Below are 18,935 nucleotides of genomic sequence, written 5' to 3'. Positions count from 1 at the left end.
AGTATTTGCATTGAGATGCAAGCGTAAAATTAAAGTATGGGGAAACCAGTCCCAAAATAGGAACGATGAAAAAATGATCATTTTGGTTAATCATTAGAAGGTTGATCTATGGTCATATGCCCGGCAATGCTGCATTAAAGTTGATACCTGTTTTTAAGCCCGGGTGCGCCGGCCACAAAAAAACAGCGGAGCATTGTTTTTTTGCCGCCTTTTTTGCTTCTTTTTTGGCGGAGCAAAAAAGAAGAAGATATTGACACCAAATAAAAGAGACGAGTAAGCAAACCGTGCTAACTGATATTTATAGACTACAGAACTTCATTTCCTTTATCCGGATAGCCAGTAAATTTTATTTGCTTGTAATGAGATTTGTGAAGCTACACTATTGTTCATTGGGCTGATCCACCGGCTGAAGATTGAAGGTGCGGACAACCCTTTCCCTCAATCGACGCTTGGCATAGCTTGTTATTGCTATGTGCAAAAGAAGCAGGGGAAAACCCGCAAGCGCCAGGCAGAGGACGATACTAAAGGGCGCCTTCCAGGCTGTATGGAATAAAAGAAGCATGCCAGCCAGCCAGACGAACGGAAAAAGCAATGCCAGTGCGGGTGGGATAGGGGCATTGGGACGCACGGCCAGCCACACGGCAGTCCTGTTTTGGTCATCTGTGAAAAGCTTGCCATATACATAAGCTAATTGCCGTTCGTGCATGTCGGGCTTTGTCAGGACAAAAAAGATGTTACGGGTGGCCGACAGTTCAAATTCATGATCGGAGAGGAATGTGCCCGAAAGCTTCAGGGAAAGGCTAAAGCTTCCAGAGGCATCAAGTACGTCTTGGATAGCCGCCTTTAATGCTGCCATGGGCTGTTGGGTGTAGTAAACAAAGGTTTCCACGCCAAATCCTTTTCGCAGCCATGTTTTGAGGCCTTTTAGCACCGAATGCTCCTGCGTTTTCATAGCGATAAAGATACGAATGCCTCGTATTTCCTGAGCCATCCACCCTGTTTCCCGGTATTTTTTGAAAAGGCGCGTTTTTCTTTATTTACGGTTTGCCTATTTACCCGGAATACCGCACATTTGCCGCACTGGATTACCCGATCTTATGGAAAGTCGCTTGCCGCAACGCTTTTATGGCCTCGATCATTTAAGGGCCCTGGCCATCGTTATGGTCCTGCTGTTCCATTACAGGGCCTTTAGCCATCCGGCATGGGTCGATACCGTTGGGCAATGGGGTTGGATGGGCGTCGACCTCTTCTTCGTGCTTAGCGGCTGGCTGATAGCGGGGCAGCTTTTCCGGCAGTTGAAGTACAGCGGCACGATCGCAAAGAAAGATTTCTTTCTGAAACGCCTTTTCCGGATCCTTCCGCCTTACCTCGTTGTGGTGGGACTGTACTTTCTTGTACCGGCTTTCCGCGAGCGGGAAGCCCTGGCGCCTTTGTGGAAGTTCCTATCCTTTACGCAAAACTTCGGTTTGGATGTGATACATAAAGGTACCTTTTCCCACGCCTGGTCGTTGTGTATCGAAGAGCAGTTTTACCTCACGCTGCCCTTTTGCCTGCTGTTCTTGAATAAGGTAAAAGCTATCCGTTTCGTCCCGGGCATTGCCTTTTTTTTATTGCTCCTCGTCATGCTGCTACGGTACTTGTCCTGGAATGTGTTTGTTAGGCCTGATCTGGACAGTGACCGTTTCTGGCTAACCTGGTACCGTTGGATTTATTACCCGACCTATACCAGGCTGGATGGGATTGTGCTGGGAGTAATGCTGGCTTTCTTGTACGTGTACAAAGAGCCTCTGTTGAGCAGGCTTAGCCGCTACGGGAACTTCTTCCTGCTTGCGGGAATAGTGGTATTGGCTGCAGCCTTCCGGCTATGCCTGGATCCTTATACATTTACTGCCTCCATAGCTGGTTTCAGCGCGGTTGCCCTGGGCTTCGGTTGCCTGGTACTGGCCGCAGTATCGCCTTCTACTTTTCTGTTCCGCTATCGTTCATGGATTACGGCTCAGCTGGCAAGCTTATCTTACTCGGTATACCTGACGCACAAAGGTGTTATTCACCTGGTCCAGAATTTCCTGGACCAGGTGGGCATGGACCCCGGAAGTAATTTTTCACTGCTCCTTTGCCTGCTGTGCTGCCTGGCGGCAGGTGTACTGTTCCGGTATATGATCGAGAAACCGGCGGTATGGCTGCGGGATAAATGGATAGGCTTATTGAATGCGTAAAGCTTGTGGTAAGGCTATTGTAAGAGGGAAACGGAGACGCCTCCCGGATTAACTGTGATGTTGGCTTATAGCCGTCATAGAAAGTCTGCAAGCACGGGTAACCGAACCGCTTTAAGAATGATTATAGATAGCCAGGGAAATTAAGGGAGCCACGCCTTAGGGCATCAGGATAAGGCCAAGATAGTGAAACCACAGGATTTGGCCCGCGCAACCGCCCAGCCGCCCTGCAATCATAAACAAGATACGCTGACCACGCGGAATGAACCGGAAGAGAACCACAAATAATTCTGCAATACCGATATCTGCGGAAGGCCAGGCAGTCCCTGCCGGCAACGTCTTTATCTCCTGCTGCCTTTGAAATAGAAAGAGCCACCCGGATAACAGGTGACTCTGTGACGCTGTACAATATGTCTTTAATGGCACCGGATAACGTCTGTTATCACTTCGCGGCAGGGATAGCCAACGGTGCAGTCGGGTGTGCCCGATGCGCAGCCGGGCCCGTATACACAGCTTACACCCGATGGGCCAAGGCCGCACATATTGTCACGGCAGGTGTCTCCGCCGCCTACCGTAATACAAACCTGGCAGGACTGTTGCATGGTGAAATTACAGGCGTGAAACTTGTCTGTAGATCCGCCGGCAATTCCTCCGGGATTGGAAATTGCGGTGATCTTCTCCTTGTTGAGCATCAGCTTTTTGCCTAAATCCAATTTTTTCTTTTTCATATGGTTCCAAGTTTATTGAAACCCAAATGTCCCGAATGCTACTGAAAATTTTTTTCAGTGAAATCCTTGCATGAACTGATAACAGGATATTTGCATTCATGGCATTTATTTTCTCCCCCCAAAAACACCTGGCTTGATTGTCCGAGGCTCATCAAAAGAGCGCAGTTAAGGGCTATTTATCAAAGATGCCTGAAGTCTTCCTGGTCAGTGAATTGCCAATGATCTTTTCGTTGAGGCCAAGCAGGACGCCCATGATAAATGCGGTAAGGCAATCTTTTGCCATATTGACCGAGCTGATATCGCCCAGGCTGACAACGATCGCCTTACGGATGAACAGCAGGCCAAAAACCAGGGAAAGAAGCCCGGTAAAGATAAGTCTAAGGCCCGGCTCCAGGCGATCCTTTTCAATGATCACCAATTCGTCGAAGCTGAGTACGGTACGGGTAATAGCAAACGAAAGCCATACGCCCATCATACAACCCGACCATAATACCAGCAATGCTGCTGCGTAGCTGAAATTGAGGCAGCCAGGCAACGAATTGTCGTCCCTGCAGATGAAATAGTTAAAGCAGCAGCCGATCAATAAGGGCGGCAGGCCTGCCAGCAGCGCCAGCTTGCCCAGCTTCCGCAGGTAGCCGTTCTTCTTTTTGCCGCTCTCCCGGTTAACGATCTCTGCCTTGATCTGCTCCAGAGCCCTCAGGGCCAGGGCCGGTTGGCTGTTGGCGCCTACGAGGCCTACCTGCGCCAGGCTGAGCAATTGGTTAAAATAATTGGAGAAAGAGGCCTGGTCATTTTGTTGATAGAGCTGTTTTACCACCTCCAGTACGCTGCCTACCTGGAACATCAGGTCCTGCTGGTCTGAGGGGATGGGATCTTCGGCATCGGGGGCCGGGGAGAATACAATATCATTCCGTTCTTCTGTCGCGCTGACGATGTAGTTTCCTTTTGCCATAGTTTAAGTGCTTTGAACGTTAAACTTACGGCCGCAGGCAGGGCACTGTCCCGGGGTGGGCGCCAGGATGATCCCTGCCAGAGCGCTTCTGGATAAGGGTTTCCCGTAAAGCGCCTCATTGTAATCATCTCTTAGCGTAAGCTGAATGCTTTCGCTGGCATCGAGGAAAGCCAGCTCCGCAAGCAGCTCCCTTTCTTCCTCAGATAGCGCTTGCTGCGCCAGGGCTTCGTTGCCGCCGGATGGGGCCAATGGTTCTTGTTTTTCTTCCAGCAGCTGTTTAATCTGCTGTAATCTTAGTGGTAGCATAGGGTTGTGGTTTGGATTTGCTACACAAATTAGAGAAAATAATCATTCACACAACCCTATTTTGAACGGGGAATAAAAGTGGGGGACAACTTGTCCGGGGTATCGCCGGTGCTGCAGATAATTACCGGAAATAGCGATGCAGCACCAAAGCTTCAAAGGACCGGAAAAGCTTAAAGGGAAACACCTGCCTGTTCTGTGCGTATGTCCGGTCCTGCAACAGGCAGGCCAGCTTCTTCAGCTGCAGATAATATAATACGATCCAATAGGACAAAGGCAGCGTAGCCTCCAGTATGCGATCCCTGGGTTGAGGGTTGTAGCCATAGCTTTCATCGAAGCGATCGATCTGCAGGCTGATACGTTCATTGGATGTTAGCTTGCGGAAGGTAAACCTGTAGCCACCCGGCTCATCGTACCAGTCGAAGCTTGCCTCGGGGCTGCCGCTATCCAACTGTGACAATGCCGTAATAAGTATTTCGAAAGGATCTCCGAAGAGAAAAGAAGCGCTGAGCGTTACGATATGGCCTTTCTGTAAAAAAGTACAGCTGCTCCAGCCATGCGGATCGATGCGCAGCAACAGGTCGACATTTTCGCTACTATTTGTTTCCATACTAGGGCATCAGGATAGGACCAAGATAGTGAAACCACAGGATATAGCCGGCGCAACCGCCCAACAGCCCTGCAATCATAAACAGGATACGCTGACCGCGCGGAACGAACCGGAAGATAACCACAAACAATACTGCGATACCAATGAGCGCGGAAGGCCAGGCAACAGCGCCAGGAGGCCAGTGATGATAGACTGCCAGACGGGTTTCGTCGCCGCTATGAGGCATACGGCCTGTGAGCAGCCATATGCCTATGCCCATGGCCAGGTTGGCAGGCTGCCTGAGCCAGAAAAGGCTGATAAAGATCAGGAGCCATTGCCCGAAATTCAGCGGCTTCCCGGGATGAAAGGATCGCCGGTAGCGCCACAGAAGCAGAAAGCCCAGGGTACCTGTGAACATGGTTTGTAAGGGGCCGCCCCATACAATGGGTAGCAGATCTTTGTCCCGAAATTTTTGTCCCGGGTACCACATTGTAGCTTGGTAATTGATCGATGCCCGGTAGCCCAGGCTACGGGTCACCAGGTAATGACCGCCTTCGTGGCTTAAGGTGCCGGCAACGGTGGCCAGCATAAAGCCGGCCATGAGCGCAAGACCAAGCTTGGCAGTCGCTGTCCCGGTCATATTTATTTCAATTGACGAAGGCGTTTATAGTCGGCCAGGATCCGCTGCTGCTCTTCCTTTAAATAGTCGGCGGCAAAGGGTGCGCCGCAATCCTGGTTGTTGACCAGGTGGAGGAGTGTGCCTCGCTCGAAATAGCTGCGATCTTCTTCGATCTCCGAGCTGTCGATGGCAAAGGCTTCTGTATCGTTTGCTGCCTTCATGGCTGTAGAATCATAATAAATAGGCCTGTTATAACGGTAATAACGTTCCAGCACAAAGGATAATTGTCCGTTCAGCAGATAGTATTCGTTAAGTTGCTGGAAGGTCTCGCCAAACTGCCGGCTCACGATCTTTTCCAGCTTACCCTTCTGGTAATAAAAGGTGGCTATGCCGCCTTCGCCCGTCTGGGGAAGGTCTATCTTTTTGATGCGGCTCCAGCGGGTCGTGCTGTTGATCCGCTTAAAGTTGTCGCGAATAGGCTGCAGCTTTTGCTGCAGGTACTCATTGGCCGGCAGGTCTTCCTGGTTGGCTGTTTCGGGCAGCAGCTTTGCTTTGCCCGTTTGTGCCTGCAGCGCTATACTACCCATCCAGAGCAGGAATAGCGGTAGTAAGGGGATCACTTTTTTAATAAGCATCTTTAAAGAATTTATTTCCGCTTTAGCGTAAGTGGATAAGCCTTGCCGTTAAAGTAATACCTCCCGTAGAGCTTAGCCGGCACTTCATCATAGCCCTCTTCTATGCCGTCAATGATGAAGTAGTCGCTGAAGGCTTTTTGTGAAGCGCTGAAATGGTAAAACTTCATTTGCTTTTTCTCATCAGGCACCCCGATTTCCGGCAGGAAGGTGGAGGTTTTATGGGTTTTGAGATCGGTCGTTTCGATTTCACAGGCGGGCAGGTAGCCGGCGCCTAAGGTAAACCGAACACCTATATTCTGGGTCTTTCCCCGGTAGTAAACGGCTTCATAGGCCTTCTGCGCAAAGGTAGGAAGGGAAAAGATAAAGGCTGCTGCTGCAATAAGGTATCGGCGCATTGTATTGTGATTTCAGGTTGCGGTTAAATAGTTTGTCCGGCCGGGTATTGGTCCGGTGGAGATCTTATGATCCCAGTAGGCAAAGCTGCTGGCGTTTATAGTATCGAAGCCAAACTTAAAGCCGGCGCTTATCTGGCTCAGGCAGGGCAGTCTTAGTGTATTTTATAACGCCTGCAGGTTTGCTTTCATTGCTTCACGGGAAAGCATTCTCATATCGTAACGGAGCAGCCATATCTCGAAGAGTGAGGGAATATCCAACCTGGGACGTTTCCGAAAAAGAGAATACAGAATACGGCCATCTTCTACCAGGAAGACCATAATGGTCGAGACATTATAGGAAAAGTTGTGCTCGGAGGTGGTATAGATGAGGCAGTCGCCCGATAGCCGCCGGGTCTGCCATCTCCTCCTGGTTGCCAATTGTTGCAGCAGCGTTTTGTTTTCCTTTTTGCTGCAAACTGTTGTCCGCTTTTTCAGGAATTTTTCAAGCGCTTTTAACACGAGGATGTACAGGGCCAGCAGCATCAAGAGTGGCATAAGGAACCACATCAGGAAGAGGTCATTGGAATTGCCGGCATCCAGACCGTTGAAGATAAGCGTCAAGCAAAGGAGCTGGAAGGTGAATATCAAATAGACAGCATAGCGTTCCAGGCGGCTACCTATGGATTCTTTGTAGGTGAGCCAACGCCGCTGCCGGCTTTTTTGAACGTCCAGGCCGGGGAAATAGATCATGGCAAAGGGGATTGGTGTCAATGCCTGCCCAACAGTTCGGCTGCTGCAGCGGCGATGTTTTTGCTTTAGCTTATTCCACAGTGAATACAGGCTATCGATTTCCAGGTCTTATTAGTTACTTTTTGGTAAATGTAATAACCGAAATAGGCACACAGACTACCACAATAGTACATTTTGTAAACAATGACATGCATTTTATCTTTAGAGAAAAGTGGAACAGCGTAAAAATATCTATTGATTTGTTTTTGCTTTTTATCCTTTAATAGATTGGTATTTTTAAATGCCTTGTGCCAAACACTATCCCTAATAGCTGTATATTGAAGGAATAAATATGCCTGGTCATCGGCCTTGAATATGGTATCAGAAGCCTGGCCTTACCGAATAAGTATAGATGGCTCGATGCTCCTGTATTCTTATTAATCCTATTTATAAAATTGGACGTATCCCACTGTAGCATCCTATTATGAATTTGCTTCCGTTTAAGAAAAGGTTCTTCTGCGTGTTTTTCCTCAGACCTGCTAAGCCAATTGAGGAATTCGTAAATCTCTTTATCTGATATTATTGAGCTGTAGGTTTGCGCGTCTCCTGGTACAATAAACAGCAATGAAACAAATAGTAGCAATATTTTTTTCATAAATGATAGTGAATTTATGATACTTCTGGCGGCTGTTATGATCGGATCAGAGAGGCTTTTCTTTCAAGCCAACGCCGCTGCCGGCTTTTTTCAACGTCCAGGCCAGGGAAATAGATCATGGCAAAGGGGATTGGTGTCAACGCCTGCCCAACAGTTCGGCTGCTGCAGCGGCGATGTCGGGATAGGCAAAGGTAAAGCCTTCTTCTTCGATCCTGTCGCTGCTGAGACGGGCGCTTTTCAGTACTTCTGTGGCCATTTCGCCGAGGGCCAGCCGCAGGGCGAAGGCGGGTACCTGTAGCGGAATATAGAAGCCGCCTTTTGCTTTTGCGAGGGCCGTTACCAACTGCCTGTTGGTAACGGGGTGGGGCGCTACTGCATTGTAAGCATCTTCTGCAGCCTCGTTTTCCAGGGCGTGGAGGTACATGCGGCACAGATCGTCTTCATGGATCCAGCTCACGATTTGCCTGCCACTGCCCAATATTGCGGCGACGCGAAAGCGGAGCGGACGTACGAACTCCTTAAGGGCGCCCCCATCGCGGCTGAGCACAATACCCGTGCGCAGGATCACCAGCCTTTTGCCCAGGTCCTTTACGGGAGCAATACTTTCTTCCCATTGCCGGCATACCTGCGCCAGGAAATCGTCGGCCGGCGGATCGTCCCAGGTAAAGCCATCGTTGAGGGAAAGTAAAGTATCGGCGCCGTAATAACCCGATGCCGACGCCGAAATAACGGCTTTGACACGATTCGGAATGGCTTTAAGGGCATCGGCCAGGAGCCGGCTGCTATGCGTCCTGCTGTCCAGGATTACCTGCTTCCGGGCCTGTGTCCATCGTTTTTCGGCTACGCCTGCCCCGGCCAGGTGGATCACATAATCGCTGTCGGCGATGGCATCCTGGTCTATCTCGCCCCGCTCTATATCCCAGCGCGCATAGCGGATACCCGGTACCCGGTTTTCCCCGTCGCCCCGGCTCAGGACAATGACCTGGTATCCTTTGCTGACAAGCAGACTCGTCAATCGCCGGCCTACAGTGCCGGTACCACCGGTAATGAGGACTACAGACATGGTATTTGGTTTTTATAAAGCAACAACACAAGCGGAAAGTAGTTGATCGTAGATACTAATAATTGGAAAGCAATAAATTACCTATAAAGGTAGGTTTTTAATTCATGACCCCGGTTGTGTTCTGCACCTGTTTTAGCGTTGCGTTCCCGGCGATAAAAGGATCCGGTACCTATTTGACGGGAGCGTACTTCAAAAGGCTTACTTTTGCCTGCTTTCAAGGAAATTTGTCCGGGGCACAAAAAAATATTTTTTGTATTTAAAAAGTGCTTACCTTTGCGCCCTTGATTGAATACTGCTCTTATCATTTTACGGATTTGGGAGAGGTTTAATTTAACTCGTTAATACCAAAAAATTAAGCAATGGCTAAAGAAATTTCGGGCTACGTAAAGCTCCAATGTAAAGGCGGCCAGGCCAACCCGGCTCCGCCAATCGGTCCAGCGTTGGGTTCCAAAGGTGTGAACATCATGGAATTCTGCAAACAATTCAACGCACGTACACAGGACAAACAAGGTAAAATATTACCCGTACTCATTACTGTTTTCAGCGATAAGTCTTTTGAATTCGTGATCAAAACTCCTCCCGCAGCGATTCAGCTGATGGAGCAGGCCAAGATCAAGAGCGGATCCAAAGAGCCTAACCGTAACAAAGTAGGTAAAGTGACCTGGGCACAGGTGGAAGAGATCGCCAAAGATAAAATGGCCGATCTGAACTGCTTCACCGTGGAAAGCGCCATGAAAATGGTAGCTGGTACTGCCCGCAGCATGGGACTCACAGTTGAAGGTACTGCACCCTGGCAGAATTAATCCCTATTGGTTCACCTTATTTAAACATTTGTTGCAATGGCATCTTTAAATAAAAAAAGAAAAGCTGTAGAAGCTAAGCTTGATAAAAATAAAGTGTATACTCTGGCCGAAGCGGCCCAGATGGTAAAAGAAATTAACTGTACCAAGTTTGATAGCTCTGTGGACGTACACATCCGCTTGGGCATCGATCCCAAGAAAGCCGACCAGGCGCTGCGCGGTACAGTAACCCTCCCTCACGGAACCGGTAAAACCAAATCGGTGCTGGTACTTTGCCCTCCCGATAAAGAGGCTGAAGCTAAAGCTGCCGGTGCAGACTTCGTAGGCCTGGACGAATTTATCCAGAAGATCGAAGGCGGCTGGACCGATGTAGACGTGATCGTGGCTACACCTTCCGTAATGCCTAAGATCGGTAAGCTGGGTAAAGTGCTGGGTCCCCGTAACCTGATGCCGAACCCCAAGACCGGTACGGTTACCAACGATGTAGCTGCTGCCGTAAACGACGTAAAAGGTGGTAAAATTGCGTTCAAAGTAGATAAAGCCGGTATTATTCACGCTTCCATCGGCCGCGTCTCTTTCGAACCGAATAAAATCGCTGAGAATGCTCAGGAGCTGATCAACACGCTTATCCGTATGAAACCCAGCACAGCTAAGGGTATTTATGTAAAAGGTGTGAGCATGGCTTCTTCTATGAGCCCTGGTTTAGCAATCGACACTAAATCTGTAGCGAACTAAAGGCCCCTTTAGACCCCCGTTACAGGGTTGAACGTGGCAGCAGAATCGAAATTGTATAACCGTCCCGACAGGGTCAAAATCATTTAAAAAATGAACACTGCTCAAAAATCAGAAGCGATTGAGCTTTTAAAAGATAAATTCTCACAATACAGTAACTTTTATGTTACCAATACGGAGTCGTTGACTGTAGCCCAGATCAACAAGCTGCGCAGGACTTGCTTTGAGAAGAATGTGGAGATGAAAGTGGCTAAGAACACACTGATCCGCAAAGCCCTCGAAAGCCTGAACAGCGAAAAGTATGCTGGTATCTATGATGCCCTGCATGGCGTAACCGCCCTGATGTTCTCCGATTCTCCCAAGGAGCCGGCTGTTATCATCAGCGCTTTCCGCAACGAGGCCAAAGGTGAAAAACCCGCCCTGAAGGCAGCCTTCATCGGCGAAGACCTGTTCATCGGCGACAACCAGCTGACTAACCTGAAAAACATCAAGACCAAGAACGAGCTTATCGGCGAAGTTATCGGCTTGCTGCAATCGCCCATCAGCCGCGTTATCTCTGCCCTGCAGAACAAAGCGGAACAAGAAGGTGGCGCTGCGCCTGAAGCTGCTCCCGATGCTCCTGCAACAGATGCACCGGAAGCTTCAGCTCCCGAGGCGCCTGCTGCAGAGTAAGTACCCGGCAGCTTTAAGCTGCCCTTAATAACGGCTTCCAAGTCCACATATAGTTACAGTAACAATATTTCAAAACATTCAAAAAATTTATAAAAATGGCAGACGTAAAAGCATTAGCCGAATCATTAGTAAACTTAACCGTTAAAGAAGTTCAGGAACTGGCTGACGTGCTGAAAGCCGATTACGGTATTGAACCCGCTGCAGCAGCAGTAGTAGTAGCTGCCGGCGACGGTGGTGGCGCAGCAGCTGCAGCTGAAAAAACTGAATTCGACGTTATCCTGAAGAGCCCCGGCGCTTCTAAGCTGAACGTAGTGAAAATCGTGAAAGACCTGACCGGTCTGGGTCTGAAAGAGGCTAAAGAACTGGTTGATGGTGCTCCCAAAGCAGTTAAAGAAAAAATCTCTAAAGCTGAAGCCGACGATATCGCCGGTAAGCTTAAAGAAGCTGGCGCTGAAGTTGAAGTTGCCTAATTTTCTTAGCGAGAACCTTATAGCAAAGAGCTGTCCTTATGGGCAGCTCTTTCTTTTGGGGGAATCAAATCGTTTTCACGTAAACTCAGGCTGAACTGCGGCCTCATCTGATGTTGTCAATGTACCGGTCAGCCAACTATCGTTTGCGCGTTAATGCCAAAGGTCGAACCTAAAAGGCTGGGTGCGAAAATGATGTTTTTGTCGGGGATACCGTATAGCGCTAGCGCGCCTGCATCTGCTATATAATTTTTATCCGAAGGGTTGGTAAATGTATAGATAACAAAAACACTTTGCAACGCGACCTTTCCCAGTGCTGCCATAGCTGTATTGAATATTTGCTGAGGCACAGTCCCGCTCAATGCATGATACAGGTAAGCCGTGTCCGATTGGGCGCTTGCAAATATAACTGCCGCACAGGATATGAGCGGCACGGCAACATACCTGGTATCGCTGCCATCCAGCTTGATCGCGATACCCTCTTCCTGTGGGATCATCTTTGTGATTTTCTGCTTGCAAATTGGCTGCGGTCCGCCATGCTTCGATTGTGCCGCTGAGATCATAGTGCTGAAGGATATGTTTTCCGCAAGAGATCCATCGTAGATGTAGTTTGTCATCGTTTGGTTTTTTAGTGATGGTAAAATTGATTATTCGTTTACCCTCATTTCAAAATTAGAACGATTGTACAGATCATACACGCGTAAAACTACCCGATTTCTACAGGTAGTATTTATACGTTTCTTTTATCCGGAGGCGAAATACTTTATGGAAGGATTTCTGTTCGTATCCCTTGCAAACGAATTTATACTGATCCGCCGCGATACGTGCGGGTAAAGGTATTGATCCTATTGCAGGCGCTCTACTCTTTTTCCCTTGCCGGTTACGGGATCGATACGCATGCGGTACAAGGCATCTGCCATAGGGATAGGCTTGCGGTATTGCCGGTCTTGCATTGCCTTTGCCGCTGCTGTACTGATCAATGTACCCAATATACCGCCGGAAGCGCCAGCACCGGCTACAGCGCTGTAGTCTTCTATGTGGATACCTTTCTGAATGGCGTAGTAATAGAAATCGTTCCCAGCACGCTTCATCTCTTTGAAGTCCGTTTCGGTATAAGGGCGGAACCACTTTTCACCATTGTATATGGCATAAGCTGTATCGGCCAGGTTGCGGCCCCGTTTACCTTTTTCGTTCTTCAGGTAAAATTCATCCAGATAAAGACTCCCGGTATAATGCTTGTATATGAAATCGGCCGATTGCGGGCTGTTGCTCCGGAATTGCTCCTGTGTATAATAAATGCCTTTACCCGGTGCAGCTTTGTATATGGGTTGCTGCGCCCTTACCTGCTCTTCGGTTGCCAGCAGCTCCGGCAGCCTAAGGGTGTAAGCCGCCGGCGGCGCCAGCGCTGCGGCTTCCTTCACCGATTCGGTTAAGAAAAAATCGGCCAGCAGATCTATAGGAGACGGCGCCGGGAATTCGTACAGCGAATCCGTCTGCAGGGCCAGCGCATAGCGGTCCTGTTGTCCCAGGTACCAATCGATTCTCAGGTAGACAGAGCCCACGGTACGGACTGTCTTGATAAAGTCGGTCAATGTTATCGCTTTAACCACAACGAGCAGCTCCTGCTCCGCTTTGGGCTGCGCCGTTCGTAACATGGTTGTGATCATGTGCTTCAAAGCAACCGGGAGACTATCCGCAGTGAGGACACCTTTTTTGCCCCAACCCAGCACAGTGCCGAGATTGCTTTTGTCTTCCCGCTGATCAATTACCCGCACCGAGCCGAAGCTTATGTTGCCACTAAGCGTGTCGGTAGGGGTTATGGTCCAGAAAATTTGTTTTTTGGCGCTGGCCGATAAAGCGCTCAAGGTAAGGAGGCTGCAGAGCAGCAAAAGGGTAAGAAGACGGAGCAAAATTCGGTGGTTTTTGCAAATTAACGTTAATCCTGGTGATTTATTTTATTCAATTTTAAACAAATGTATGGGTTGCTTTCCCTGTTCCTGTTTCCCCTTTTTTTCGTAACTTTGGCCGTTTCATTTGGAGACATGCGCCGGCAGGCGTAGCTGTATATTTTTAATATTTTTTTTAATCTCAAGTCAATGCCGAAAGTAACTTATAACAACAAGAACGCAGTGTTCTTTCCGTCGTTAAAGAAGGCTGTTGAGGACTATTTCGTCACTCAGCAATTGAAGAAGACCGGTAACTGGAAATTACATCTGAAGACGCTTGTGCTTATCGGTTCGGCCATATCCCTGTATCTTACCTTGCTGCTGGCCACACTACCTGCGCTGGTAAGTATCCTGTGCTGCCTGGCCTTGGGCCTGGTGATTGCAGGAATCGGCTTCGACGTAATGCATGACGGCTGCCATGGCAGCTATTCCAGCAAAAAATGGGTAAATGAGCTAATGGGGCTTACGCTCAACGCGCTCGGGGGCAATGCCTTCTTCTGGAAGCAGAAGCACAATATTATTCACCATACTTATACCAATGTGGATGGTGTGGACGATGATATTGCACGCAGTCCTTTCATCCGCATGTGCAACACGCAACGCTGGGTGCCTGCGCATCGTTTCCAGCACATTTACCTGCCTTTTCTTTATATGCTGGCCTCCATTTTTTGGGTATTTGTTTCCGATCCGGTAAAATATGCCACGCAAAAGGTATACACCACACCCATGCCCAAGATGGATCGCAAAGAGCATATCATCTTCTGGGTAAGTAAGCTACTGTATGTCGTATTCTATATGGCCATACCTATCGTACTGGTAGGCTGGTTGCCCTGGCTTGTAGGGTTCCTGTGTATGCATGCAGCCATGGGCTTTACCCTCACGATCGTGTTCCAGTTGGCGCATGTGGTGGAAGAAACCGAATTTGAATTTGTAGATGCTTCCGATTTCAAGCATATCGAAAACGAATGGGCGATCCACCAGATCAAGACTACGGCCAACTTCTCCCGCAAAAGCAAAATCATTTCCTGGTTTGTTGGCGGACTCAACTTCCAGATCGAGCATCACCTGTTTCCCAAGATCAGCCATGTGCATTATCCCGCGCTGAGCAAGATCGTAGAAGCGAAGTGCAGGGAGTTTGATATTGCATACCATAGTATGCCCAACATGATGAGCGCTATCAATTCTCACTTCCGTTTCCTCAGGGAGCTAGGTAAGCGTCCCGAAAACCCGGTGGCAATACAGAAGCGGCCGTTGGTCGAAATGGCCTGATCCTATTCTGTACTTTCCCCTTAGTCTTTTCCGTAGACACGCCCGTTACGATCAATATAGACCTGGAAGTATTGTCCGGACGAATCTTTGTAAGAACAGGTATAGAGCCCGGCAATGTTTTGGGTACTTTGCACAAGTATCTTGTCCGATGTTGCATTGGCAATGCGAAGCTCCGATGCACCGGGTATCAGGGCCTGGTTAAGGCTATCAACCAGTGCCTGCTCATCCGGAAAAAACACGAGGTTCCAGTCCCATAGCTTTACCTTTTTGCGGTGATGAAAGCTGACTTGTGGATAGACGATCTGATTCTTTGTATTGACCAGGCCGCAATAGCCTGCGCTATCAGTGGCCAGGAATAGTGGCGTCTGATTACCTGCGGTTATGTTCAAGTGGCTTCCTGTAGCTAAGCTTGCATAATGAAAGCTCAACTGAGGATACATGATGGCACCATCCGGGTCCAGAATACCCTGCGTAAGATTGCTATCGGTAACCAGCAGCAGGCGATCGTTCCCGCCCATTTGCTTCCAGGCTCCGGCACTATCGCAAACACCTTGTATCCAATAAGGTTCCAGCGCCCGTACACAGGCGCCTGTATCGTCGATGATGCGCTCGATAACGTATGAGGTATAGGCCATCGCCAGAGACTTATCCTGCCTTCGCTGTGCTTTCTGCAATGCTGTCCGGACTTCCGGCGCGGGCCGGTAAGCATGCTCCGGTACTTCGGCCAGGTAACGTAGCGAACCAATCCGGCGCAGCGCGACCTTGATCTTATACGGTATCTTTGGTGATAGCGGCCTGAACCCCGTGTCGGTCAACATGTAGGAATTATTAGCCGAATAGCGTACCAGCAGCTCGTTTTGCGCGATGTTGCCGCTATAGATGCTTCCTCCTTCGAAAGGGCCTAAGACAAAACGGTTGTTCTCGTCGACCACTGCGGTATAAGGTCGGCCGTCATTGTTGCTGGTCACGGCATAGCAGCGAAGAGAATCGTTGAGCAATACATAGCCGGTAGCCGCCCAATACCTGCCGCCGTGATCAAATCCTTTAAATTCGGCAAACTGGTTTTTTTTAAAATACTTGGGGCGCAATTGCTCCAGTACGCGGCTCTCATAAGCACCCGTACCACACATCTGGGGCTGGAGAAAAGGGAATTCCCAGTCCGTTTTTTTTGTAGTGAAATGCGCTTGTCCCCTGGGCTTATAGGTGAGTGGATCCAGTTGCTGTATGGATTGACGCAGGTAATGGCGCCTGCCGGAATCGACGAGGCCCAGCGAGCGAACCAATACAACGGAATCGGGATACACGAGCACTTCGCCTTGTACCGGCGGCAACAATACCTTGCCCTGGGGGCTGACTACGGATACCCGGTAGTCTTTTCCTACAGGTTCCACCACACGGAAATTGCCGTCGGTATACCGGGAAGGCCGCTCTTTGTAGCGGGTATCGATGATGCGCTTTCCTTTGTCGTCGACCACGCCATACCCATCGGCGGTTCTGACCAGAAAATAAGCGCCGCCCGCGCTGTTATTCATAGGCGCAGCTTCTTCATATGCTGCAGGCACCACGATGCGGCCATCCCTGCTGATAATACCTCTGCGGTCATTTTGTGCAAAGCCCATCCAGCCATTGGCACCATCAATAACCCACATACTGTCGCACACCTGTGCGGCCACCTCCCCAAAACTGTCGTTGATCAGCAACCATTGCTTGCCTTTTTGCGCCAGCAACATCGCGAGGTGCTGTGAGGTGTTATAAACGGGTAGGATGGTCTGGTAAAGAGGCGGCAGCAATACCGTTCCATGTGGGCTGGCGATACCCAGGACTCCTTTCCGGGATAGCGTGATCAGCGATTGGCCATCTCCATAAAGCCGTATAGGTGCTGGCGGCGCATCGTATTCATAGGGTAATAACAGCACACCTGTGCTGTCGATCATACCCCAATGTTTCCTAGCATCGTAGCTGTTGAGCGCGTCATAAGTGCCGTTCCAGTGCCGGACCGGCGGAATTAGGTAATTCCCGTTGGTATCGATCAGGCAAAAGGTGATATTTCTTTCCTTGCCTGGTACCGTTACAATAGCGCGATTGTTGTGGAAGAGCCCGGCGCTGTGCCATTGCGGCCGGATTCGAATAAAGCCTGTAGTATCGGCATAGCCCCATCTGTCGCCTTCGCGGTAAGGGATCAGCCGGGGTAAGGCCTTGCTATAGGACAAGGCCGGGGCAAAGAAACAGCATACGAAAATGATGAGCGCACGCAAACAGAGGATCATGGTTATCGGATTGCAGAGGTCACGGCTACTATTGCTGTACTGTCGCCGAGGCTTCCCTGTAAAGATAATAACGCGCCGTTTCCTTTTTTAATTGTTGTAGCAATAACCAAAAGCAGGCGCCATCGTCGATCCATCCGATAAAGGGTATGAAATCCGGCAGCAGGTCGAAGGGAGAAAAGATATAGGCGATACACAGCAGTGCCGCCAGCATCGTCAGAAAGGAAAGGCGGTATCGTCCTTTAAATACATCGCGCAGCATGGGTAGCAGCAATTTCCTGCTGCGGTAAACCTGGTAAGCATTACCGGCATGCCGTCTGTATTTGTTCCATTGCCGGACCATGCTTGAAGTTAAGCTGTTTTGTGAACCTTGTTGCATGTTTTAGTCAAAAAATAACAATTTAATGCTCAGTAAAAAAGCAACGCGCGACCGGCTAGGGTCGCGCGTTGCAAAAGATAGTGCGGGTCTATTGCCTGATCACTTTACTGCTCCATGTTTTGCCCGCGGCATCCCTGATTAGCAGGATGTAAGCGCCCGGATTTAAGTGGGGCAGGTTAAGGCCGTTAGGCCCTGTGTTCAATTTCAGGCCTGTGCGCAACACCTCCCGTCCAATCATATCGGTAAGGGATATCGCAACTTGCTCTCCCTGTTTCCCTTTCCAGTCGATAGTAATGCTTTTGTCAAAGGGATTGGGATAGAGGCTGAAATCCTTGCTGGCGGCAATGGGTTTTATCGAGACGGTAGTTTCGTAGGATTCGTAATAGTATTTGATGCTGCGTCTGGGTGCATGTTCACCGGCTCCATAAACCAGCAGGCTATCCGGTTCGCCGAAGCTTGTATACCGATATACACCCACATCTTTGAGCTGCATGCTGCTTGTCGTTGGATTGTAGTCGTACAATTGAGCAGAATCTGGTAAACCGTTTGTTCCGGGGTAATTGATCCAGGTAGAACCGAATATGTCATCCGGCATTCCGGTCTGCATCAGCTTGATCAGGCCTGAGTGGAAAGTGGTATAAGGAATGCCAGTAGTGTAGCCCATGGAATCTACGGAAATAATCCTTACATCGGGAAGAGAAAAGTCTTCCATGGTCGTCTTCATCAGCTCCCCGCCAGGGTAGTAATAGAACGTCATCTTCCCGACCTTTAGCGCAGGGCTGAGCGGGTTTCCATAGGAGACCATGGAGTCCAGTTTATCGCCACTGTTGTAGTAATACCTGTAAGTGCCATATAGCCTGTAAGTGCTACCCATTTTGTTAAACATGCTGTCGGTCATCACCCGGGTAAAAGTGTTGTTATAGGTAAATGTTCTTTTCTGCAACGTATCGTAGTGGCTGCCGTTATCGTTGCTTTCAAGGGAATACGACAGTACCCGGTATCCCTGGGCATTATAGGCATTGACCTGGCGGGAGGCCTGAATATCGGCATGTGAGGTGGTTTGGCTCATTTTGTTATCCGGGCGATAGCTGGCCACTTCAAATCGCGTAAAGCCTTCTGAAATGTACTTAATACTGTCGGGCAGGCTTGTCGGTGCCGCCGGTGCAGACAAAGTCGGTCCCTGGTCGTCCTGGAAGGAGCGCCGGTATCCGTAAGCGTCATTATAGTTAAACTTCGATCCCCGCGACCCGGAATAGCGGTATGCTGTTGAATCGTCAAAAAGTCCGGCTTCGGTGTATGTCGTTGTTGCAACCACACGATGCGCGATGCCGGTCGGTTTTTGTGAGGAGGCATTGTTACTTTGTGCCTGTAGCAGACGATCAATAAAAGCCTGATGCTTCCCGATCCGTTTTTCAATTTCTGTGCTGTGCTGCGCGGTTGCCTGTCCAAAACCGACGGCCAATAGAGCCGTCAGTAAAATAGTTGTTTTCATGTTTTATGAATTGTTCTAGATTGACAGACGGCGGGATTTGGCAATTGTACCAGG

At 49.4% G+C, this 18,935-nt stretch carries 22 protein-coding genes; 6 read left to right on the top strand and 16 right to left on the bottom strand.

Annotated features, from left to right (window positions below):
• Positions 1–379: 379 nt before the first annotated feature.
• Positions 380–991 carry a hypothetical protein gene (locus tag DZK30_RS16350; RefSeq protein WP_118975204.1) on the bottom strand — a complete coding sequence of 204 codons (612 nt, stop codon included), beginning with the start codon at positions 989–991 and terminating at the stop codon, positions 380–382.
• 106 nt (positions 992–1,097) lie between these two features.
• Here DZK30_RS16350 and DZK30_RS16345 point away from each other — a divergent pair, with 106 nt between their 5' ends.
• Positions 1,098–2,216 carry an acyltransferase family protein gene (locus tag DZK30_RS16345; RefSeq protein ID WP_118975203.1) on the top strand — a complete coding sequence of 373 codons (1,119 nt, stop codon included), beginning with the start codon at positions 1,098–1,100 and terminating at the stop codon, positions 2,214–2,216.
• Positions 2,217–2,629: 413 nt separating this feature from the next.
• Here DZK30_RS16345 and DZK30_RS16340 read toward each other — a convergent pair whose 3' ends face one another.
• The 10 genes from DZK30_RS16340 to DZK30_RS25900 form a co-directional block, all read right to left on the bottom strand.
• Positions 2,630–2,941 carry a hypothetical protein gene (locus DZK30_RS16340; RefSeq protein ID WP_118975202.1) on the bottom strand — a complete coding sequence of 104 codons (312 nt, stop codon included), beginning with the start codon at positions 2,939–2,941 and terminating at the stop codon, positions 2,630–2,632.
• 172 nt (positions 2,942–3,113) lie between these two features.
• Positions 3,114–3,893, bottom strand: coding sequence for a hypothetical protein (locus tag DZK30_RS16335; RefSeq protein WP_118975201.1), 780 nt, complete (start codon positions 3,891–3,893; stop codon positions 3,114–3,116).
• Between the two features lie 3 nt (positions 3,894–3,896).
• Positions 3,897–4,199: a hypothetical protein gene (locus DZK30_RS16330; protein ID WP_118975200.1), complete on the bottom strand. Its 303-nt coding sequence runs from the start codon at positions 4,197–4,199 to the stop codon at positions 3,897–3,899.
• 121 nt (positions 4,200–4,320) lie between these two features.
• Positions 4,321–4,806, bottom strand: a complete 486-nt coding sequence (locus tag DZK30_RS16325) for a hypothetical protein (protein WP_118975199.1) — start codon at positions 4,804–4,806, stop codon at positions 4,321–4,323.
• Position 4,807: 1 nt separating this feature from the next.
• On the bottom strand, positions 4,808–5,425 hold the full coding sequence (locus DZK30_RS16320; RefSeq protein WP_118975198.1) for a hypothetical protein: 618 nt from the start codon (positions 5,423–5,425) through the stop codon (positions 4,808–4,810).
• 2 nt (positions 5,426–5,427) lie between these two features.
• Positions 5,428–6,039 carry a hypothetical protein gene (locus DZK30_RS16315; protein WP_118975197.1) on the bottom strand — a complete coding sequence of 204 codons (612 nt, stop codon included), beginning with the start codon at positions 6,037–6,039 and terminating at the stop codon, positions 5,428–5,430.
• An 11-nt stretch (positions 6,040–6,050) separates the two neighbouring features.
• Complete coding sequence (locus tag DZK30_RS16310) at positions 6,051–6,434, bottom strand: hypothetical protein (RefSeq protein WP_118975196.1); 384 nt, start codon at positions 6,432–6,434, stop codon at positions 6,051–6,053.
• Positions 6,435–6,596: 162 nt separating this feature from the next.
• Positions 6,597–7,163, bottom strand: a complete 567-nt coding sequence (locus tag DZK30_RS16305; RefSeq protein WP_118975195.1) for a hypothetical protein — start codon at positions 7,161–7,163, stop codon at positions 6,597–6,599.
• 770 nt (positions 7,164–7,933) lie between these two features.
• Positions 7,934–8,860, bottom strand: coding sequence for a TIGR01777 family oxidoreductase (locus DZK30_RS16290; RefSeq protein ID WP_118975192.1), 927 nt, complete (start codon positions 8,858–8,860; stop codon positions 7,934–7,936).
• 77 nt (positions 8,861–8,937) lie between these two features.
• Positions 8,938–9,165, bottom strand: a complete 228-nt coding sequence (locus DZK30_RS25900) for a hypothetical protein (RefSeq protein WP_162903152.1) — start codon at positions 9,163–9,165, stop codon at positions 8,938–8,940.
• Positions 9,166–9,219: 54 nt separating this feature from the next.
• Between DZK30_RS25900 and rplK the strand changes: the two genes are divergently transcribed.
• The 4 genes from rplK (at position 9,220) to rplL (ending at position 11,534) form a co-directional block, all read left to right on the top strand.
• Positions 9,220–9,663 carry a 50S ribosomal protein L11 gene (gene rplK / locus DZK30_RS16285; protein WP_118975191.1) on the top strand — a complete coding sequence of 148 codons (444 nt, stop codon included), beginning with the start codon at positions 9,220–9,222 and terminating at the stop codon, positions 9,661–9,663.
• Between the two features lie 36 nt (positions 9,664–9,699).
• Positions 9,700–10,395, top strand: coding sequence for a 50S ribosomal protein L1 (gene rplA, locus DZK30_RS16280; protein WP_118975190.1), 696 nt, complete (start codon positions 9,700–9,702; stop codon positions 10,393–10,395).
• A 90-nt stretch (positions 10,396–10,485) separates the two neighbouring features.
• Positions 10,486–11,064, top strand: a complete 579-nt coding sequence (rplJ, locus tag DZK30_RS16275) for a 50S ribosomal protein L10 (RefSeq protein WP_118975189.1) — start codon at positions 10,486–10,488, stop codon at positions 11,062–11,064.
• A 95-nt stretch (positions 11,065–11,159) separates the two neighbouring features.
• The gene (gene rplL, locus DZK30_RS16270) at positions 11,160–11,534 is read left to right on the top strand and encodes a 50S ribosomal protein L7/L12 (RefSeq protein ID WP_118975188.1); all 375 of its coding nucleotides are present in this window, start codon (positions 11,160–11,162) and stop codon (positions 11,532–11,534) included.
• A 128-nt stretch (positions 11,535–11,662) separates the two neighbouring features.
• Here the strand turns inward: rplL and DZK30_RS16265 are convergent, their stop codons facing one another.
• Complete coding sequence (locus DZK30_RS16265; RefSeq protein ID WP_118975187.1) at positions 11,663–12,148, bottom strand: hypothetical protein; 486 nt, start codon at positions 12,146–12,148, stop codon at positions 11,663–11,665.
• A 228-nt stretch (positions 12,149–12,376) separates the two neighbouring features.
• Positions 12,377–13,441 carry a hypothetical protein gene (locus DZK30_RS16260; protein WP_162903151.1) on the bottom strand — a complete coding sequence of 355 codons (1,065 nt, stop codon included), beginning with the start codon at positions 13,439–13,441 and terminating at the stop codon, positions 12,377–12,379.
• 186 nt (positions 13,442–13,627) lie between these two features.
• Here DZK30_RS16260 and DZK30_RS16255 point away from each other — a divergent pair, with 186 nt between their 5' ends.
• Positions 13,628–14,746, top strand: a complete 1,119-nt coding sequence (locus DZK30_RS16255; RefSeq protein ID WP_118975185.1) for a fatty acid desaturase family protein — start codon at positions 13,628–13,630, stop codon at positions 14,744–14,746.
• A gap of 20 nt (positions 14,747–14,766) precedes the next feature.
• On the opposite strand, the gene DZK30_RS16250 is transcribed toward DZK30_RS16255, so the two are convergent.
• The 3 genes from DZK30_RS16250 to DZK30_RS16240 form a co-directional block, all read right to left on the bottom strand.
• Entirely contained in the window at positions 14,767–17,013 is a 2,247-nt protein-coding gene (locus DZK30_RS16250; protein ID WP_118975184.1) for a WG repeat-containing protein, read from the bottom strand.
• A gap of 28 nt (positions 17,014–17,041) precedes the next feature.
• Complete coding sequence (locus tag DZK30_RS16245; protein ID WP_118975183.1) at positions 17,042–17,389, bottom strand: YkvA family protein; 348 nt, start codon at positions 17,387–17,389, stop codon at positions 17,042–17,044.
• 88 nt (positions 17,390–17,477) lie between these two features.
• Positions 17,478–18,881 (bottom strand): T9SS type A sorting domain-containing protein, encoded by a 1,404-nt coding sequence (locus DZK30_RS16240; protein ID WP_118975182.1) that lies wholly within the window; start codon positions 18,879–18,881, stop codon positions 17,478–17,480.
• Positions 18,882–18,935 lie beyond the last annotated feature (54 nt).

The organism is Taibaiella koreensis, from assembly GCF_003545715.1.
In the GTDB taxonomy this organism is placed as follows: Bacteria; Bacteroidota; Bacteroidia; order Chitinophagales; family Chitinophagaceae; genus Taibaiella; species Taibaiella koreensis.
This window is presented reverse-complemented; position numbering and strand designations above follow the sequence as displayed.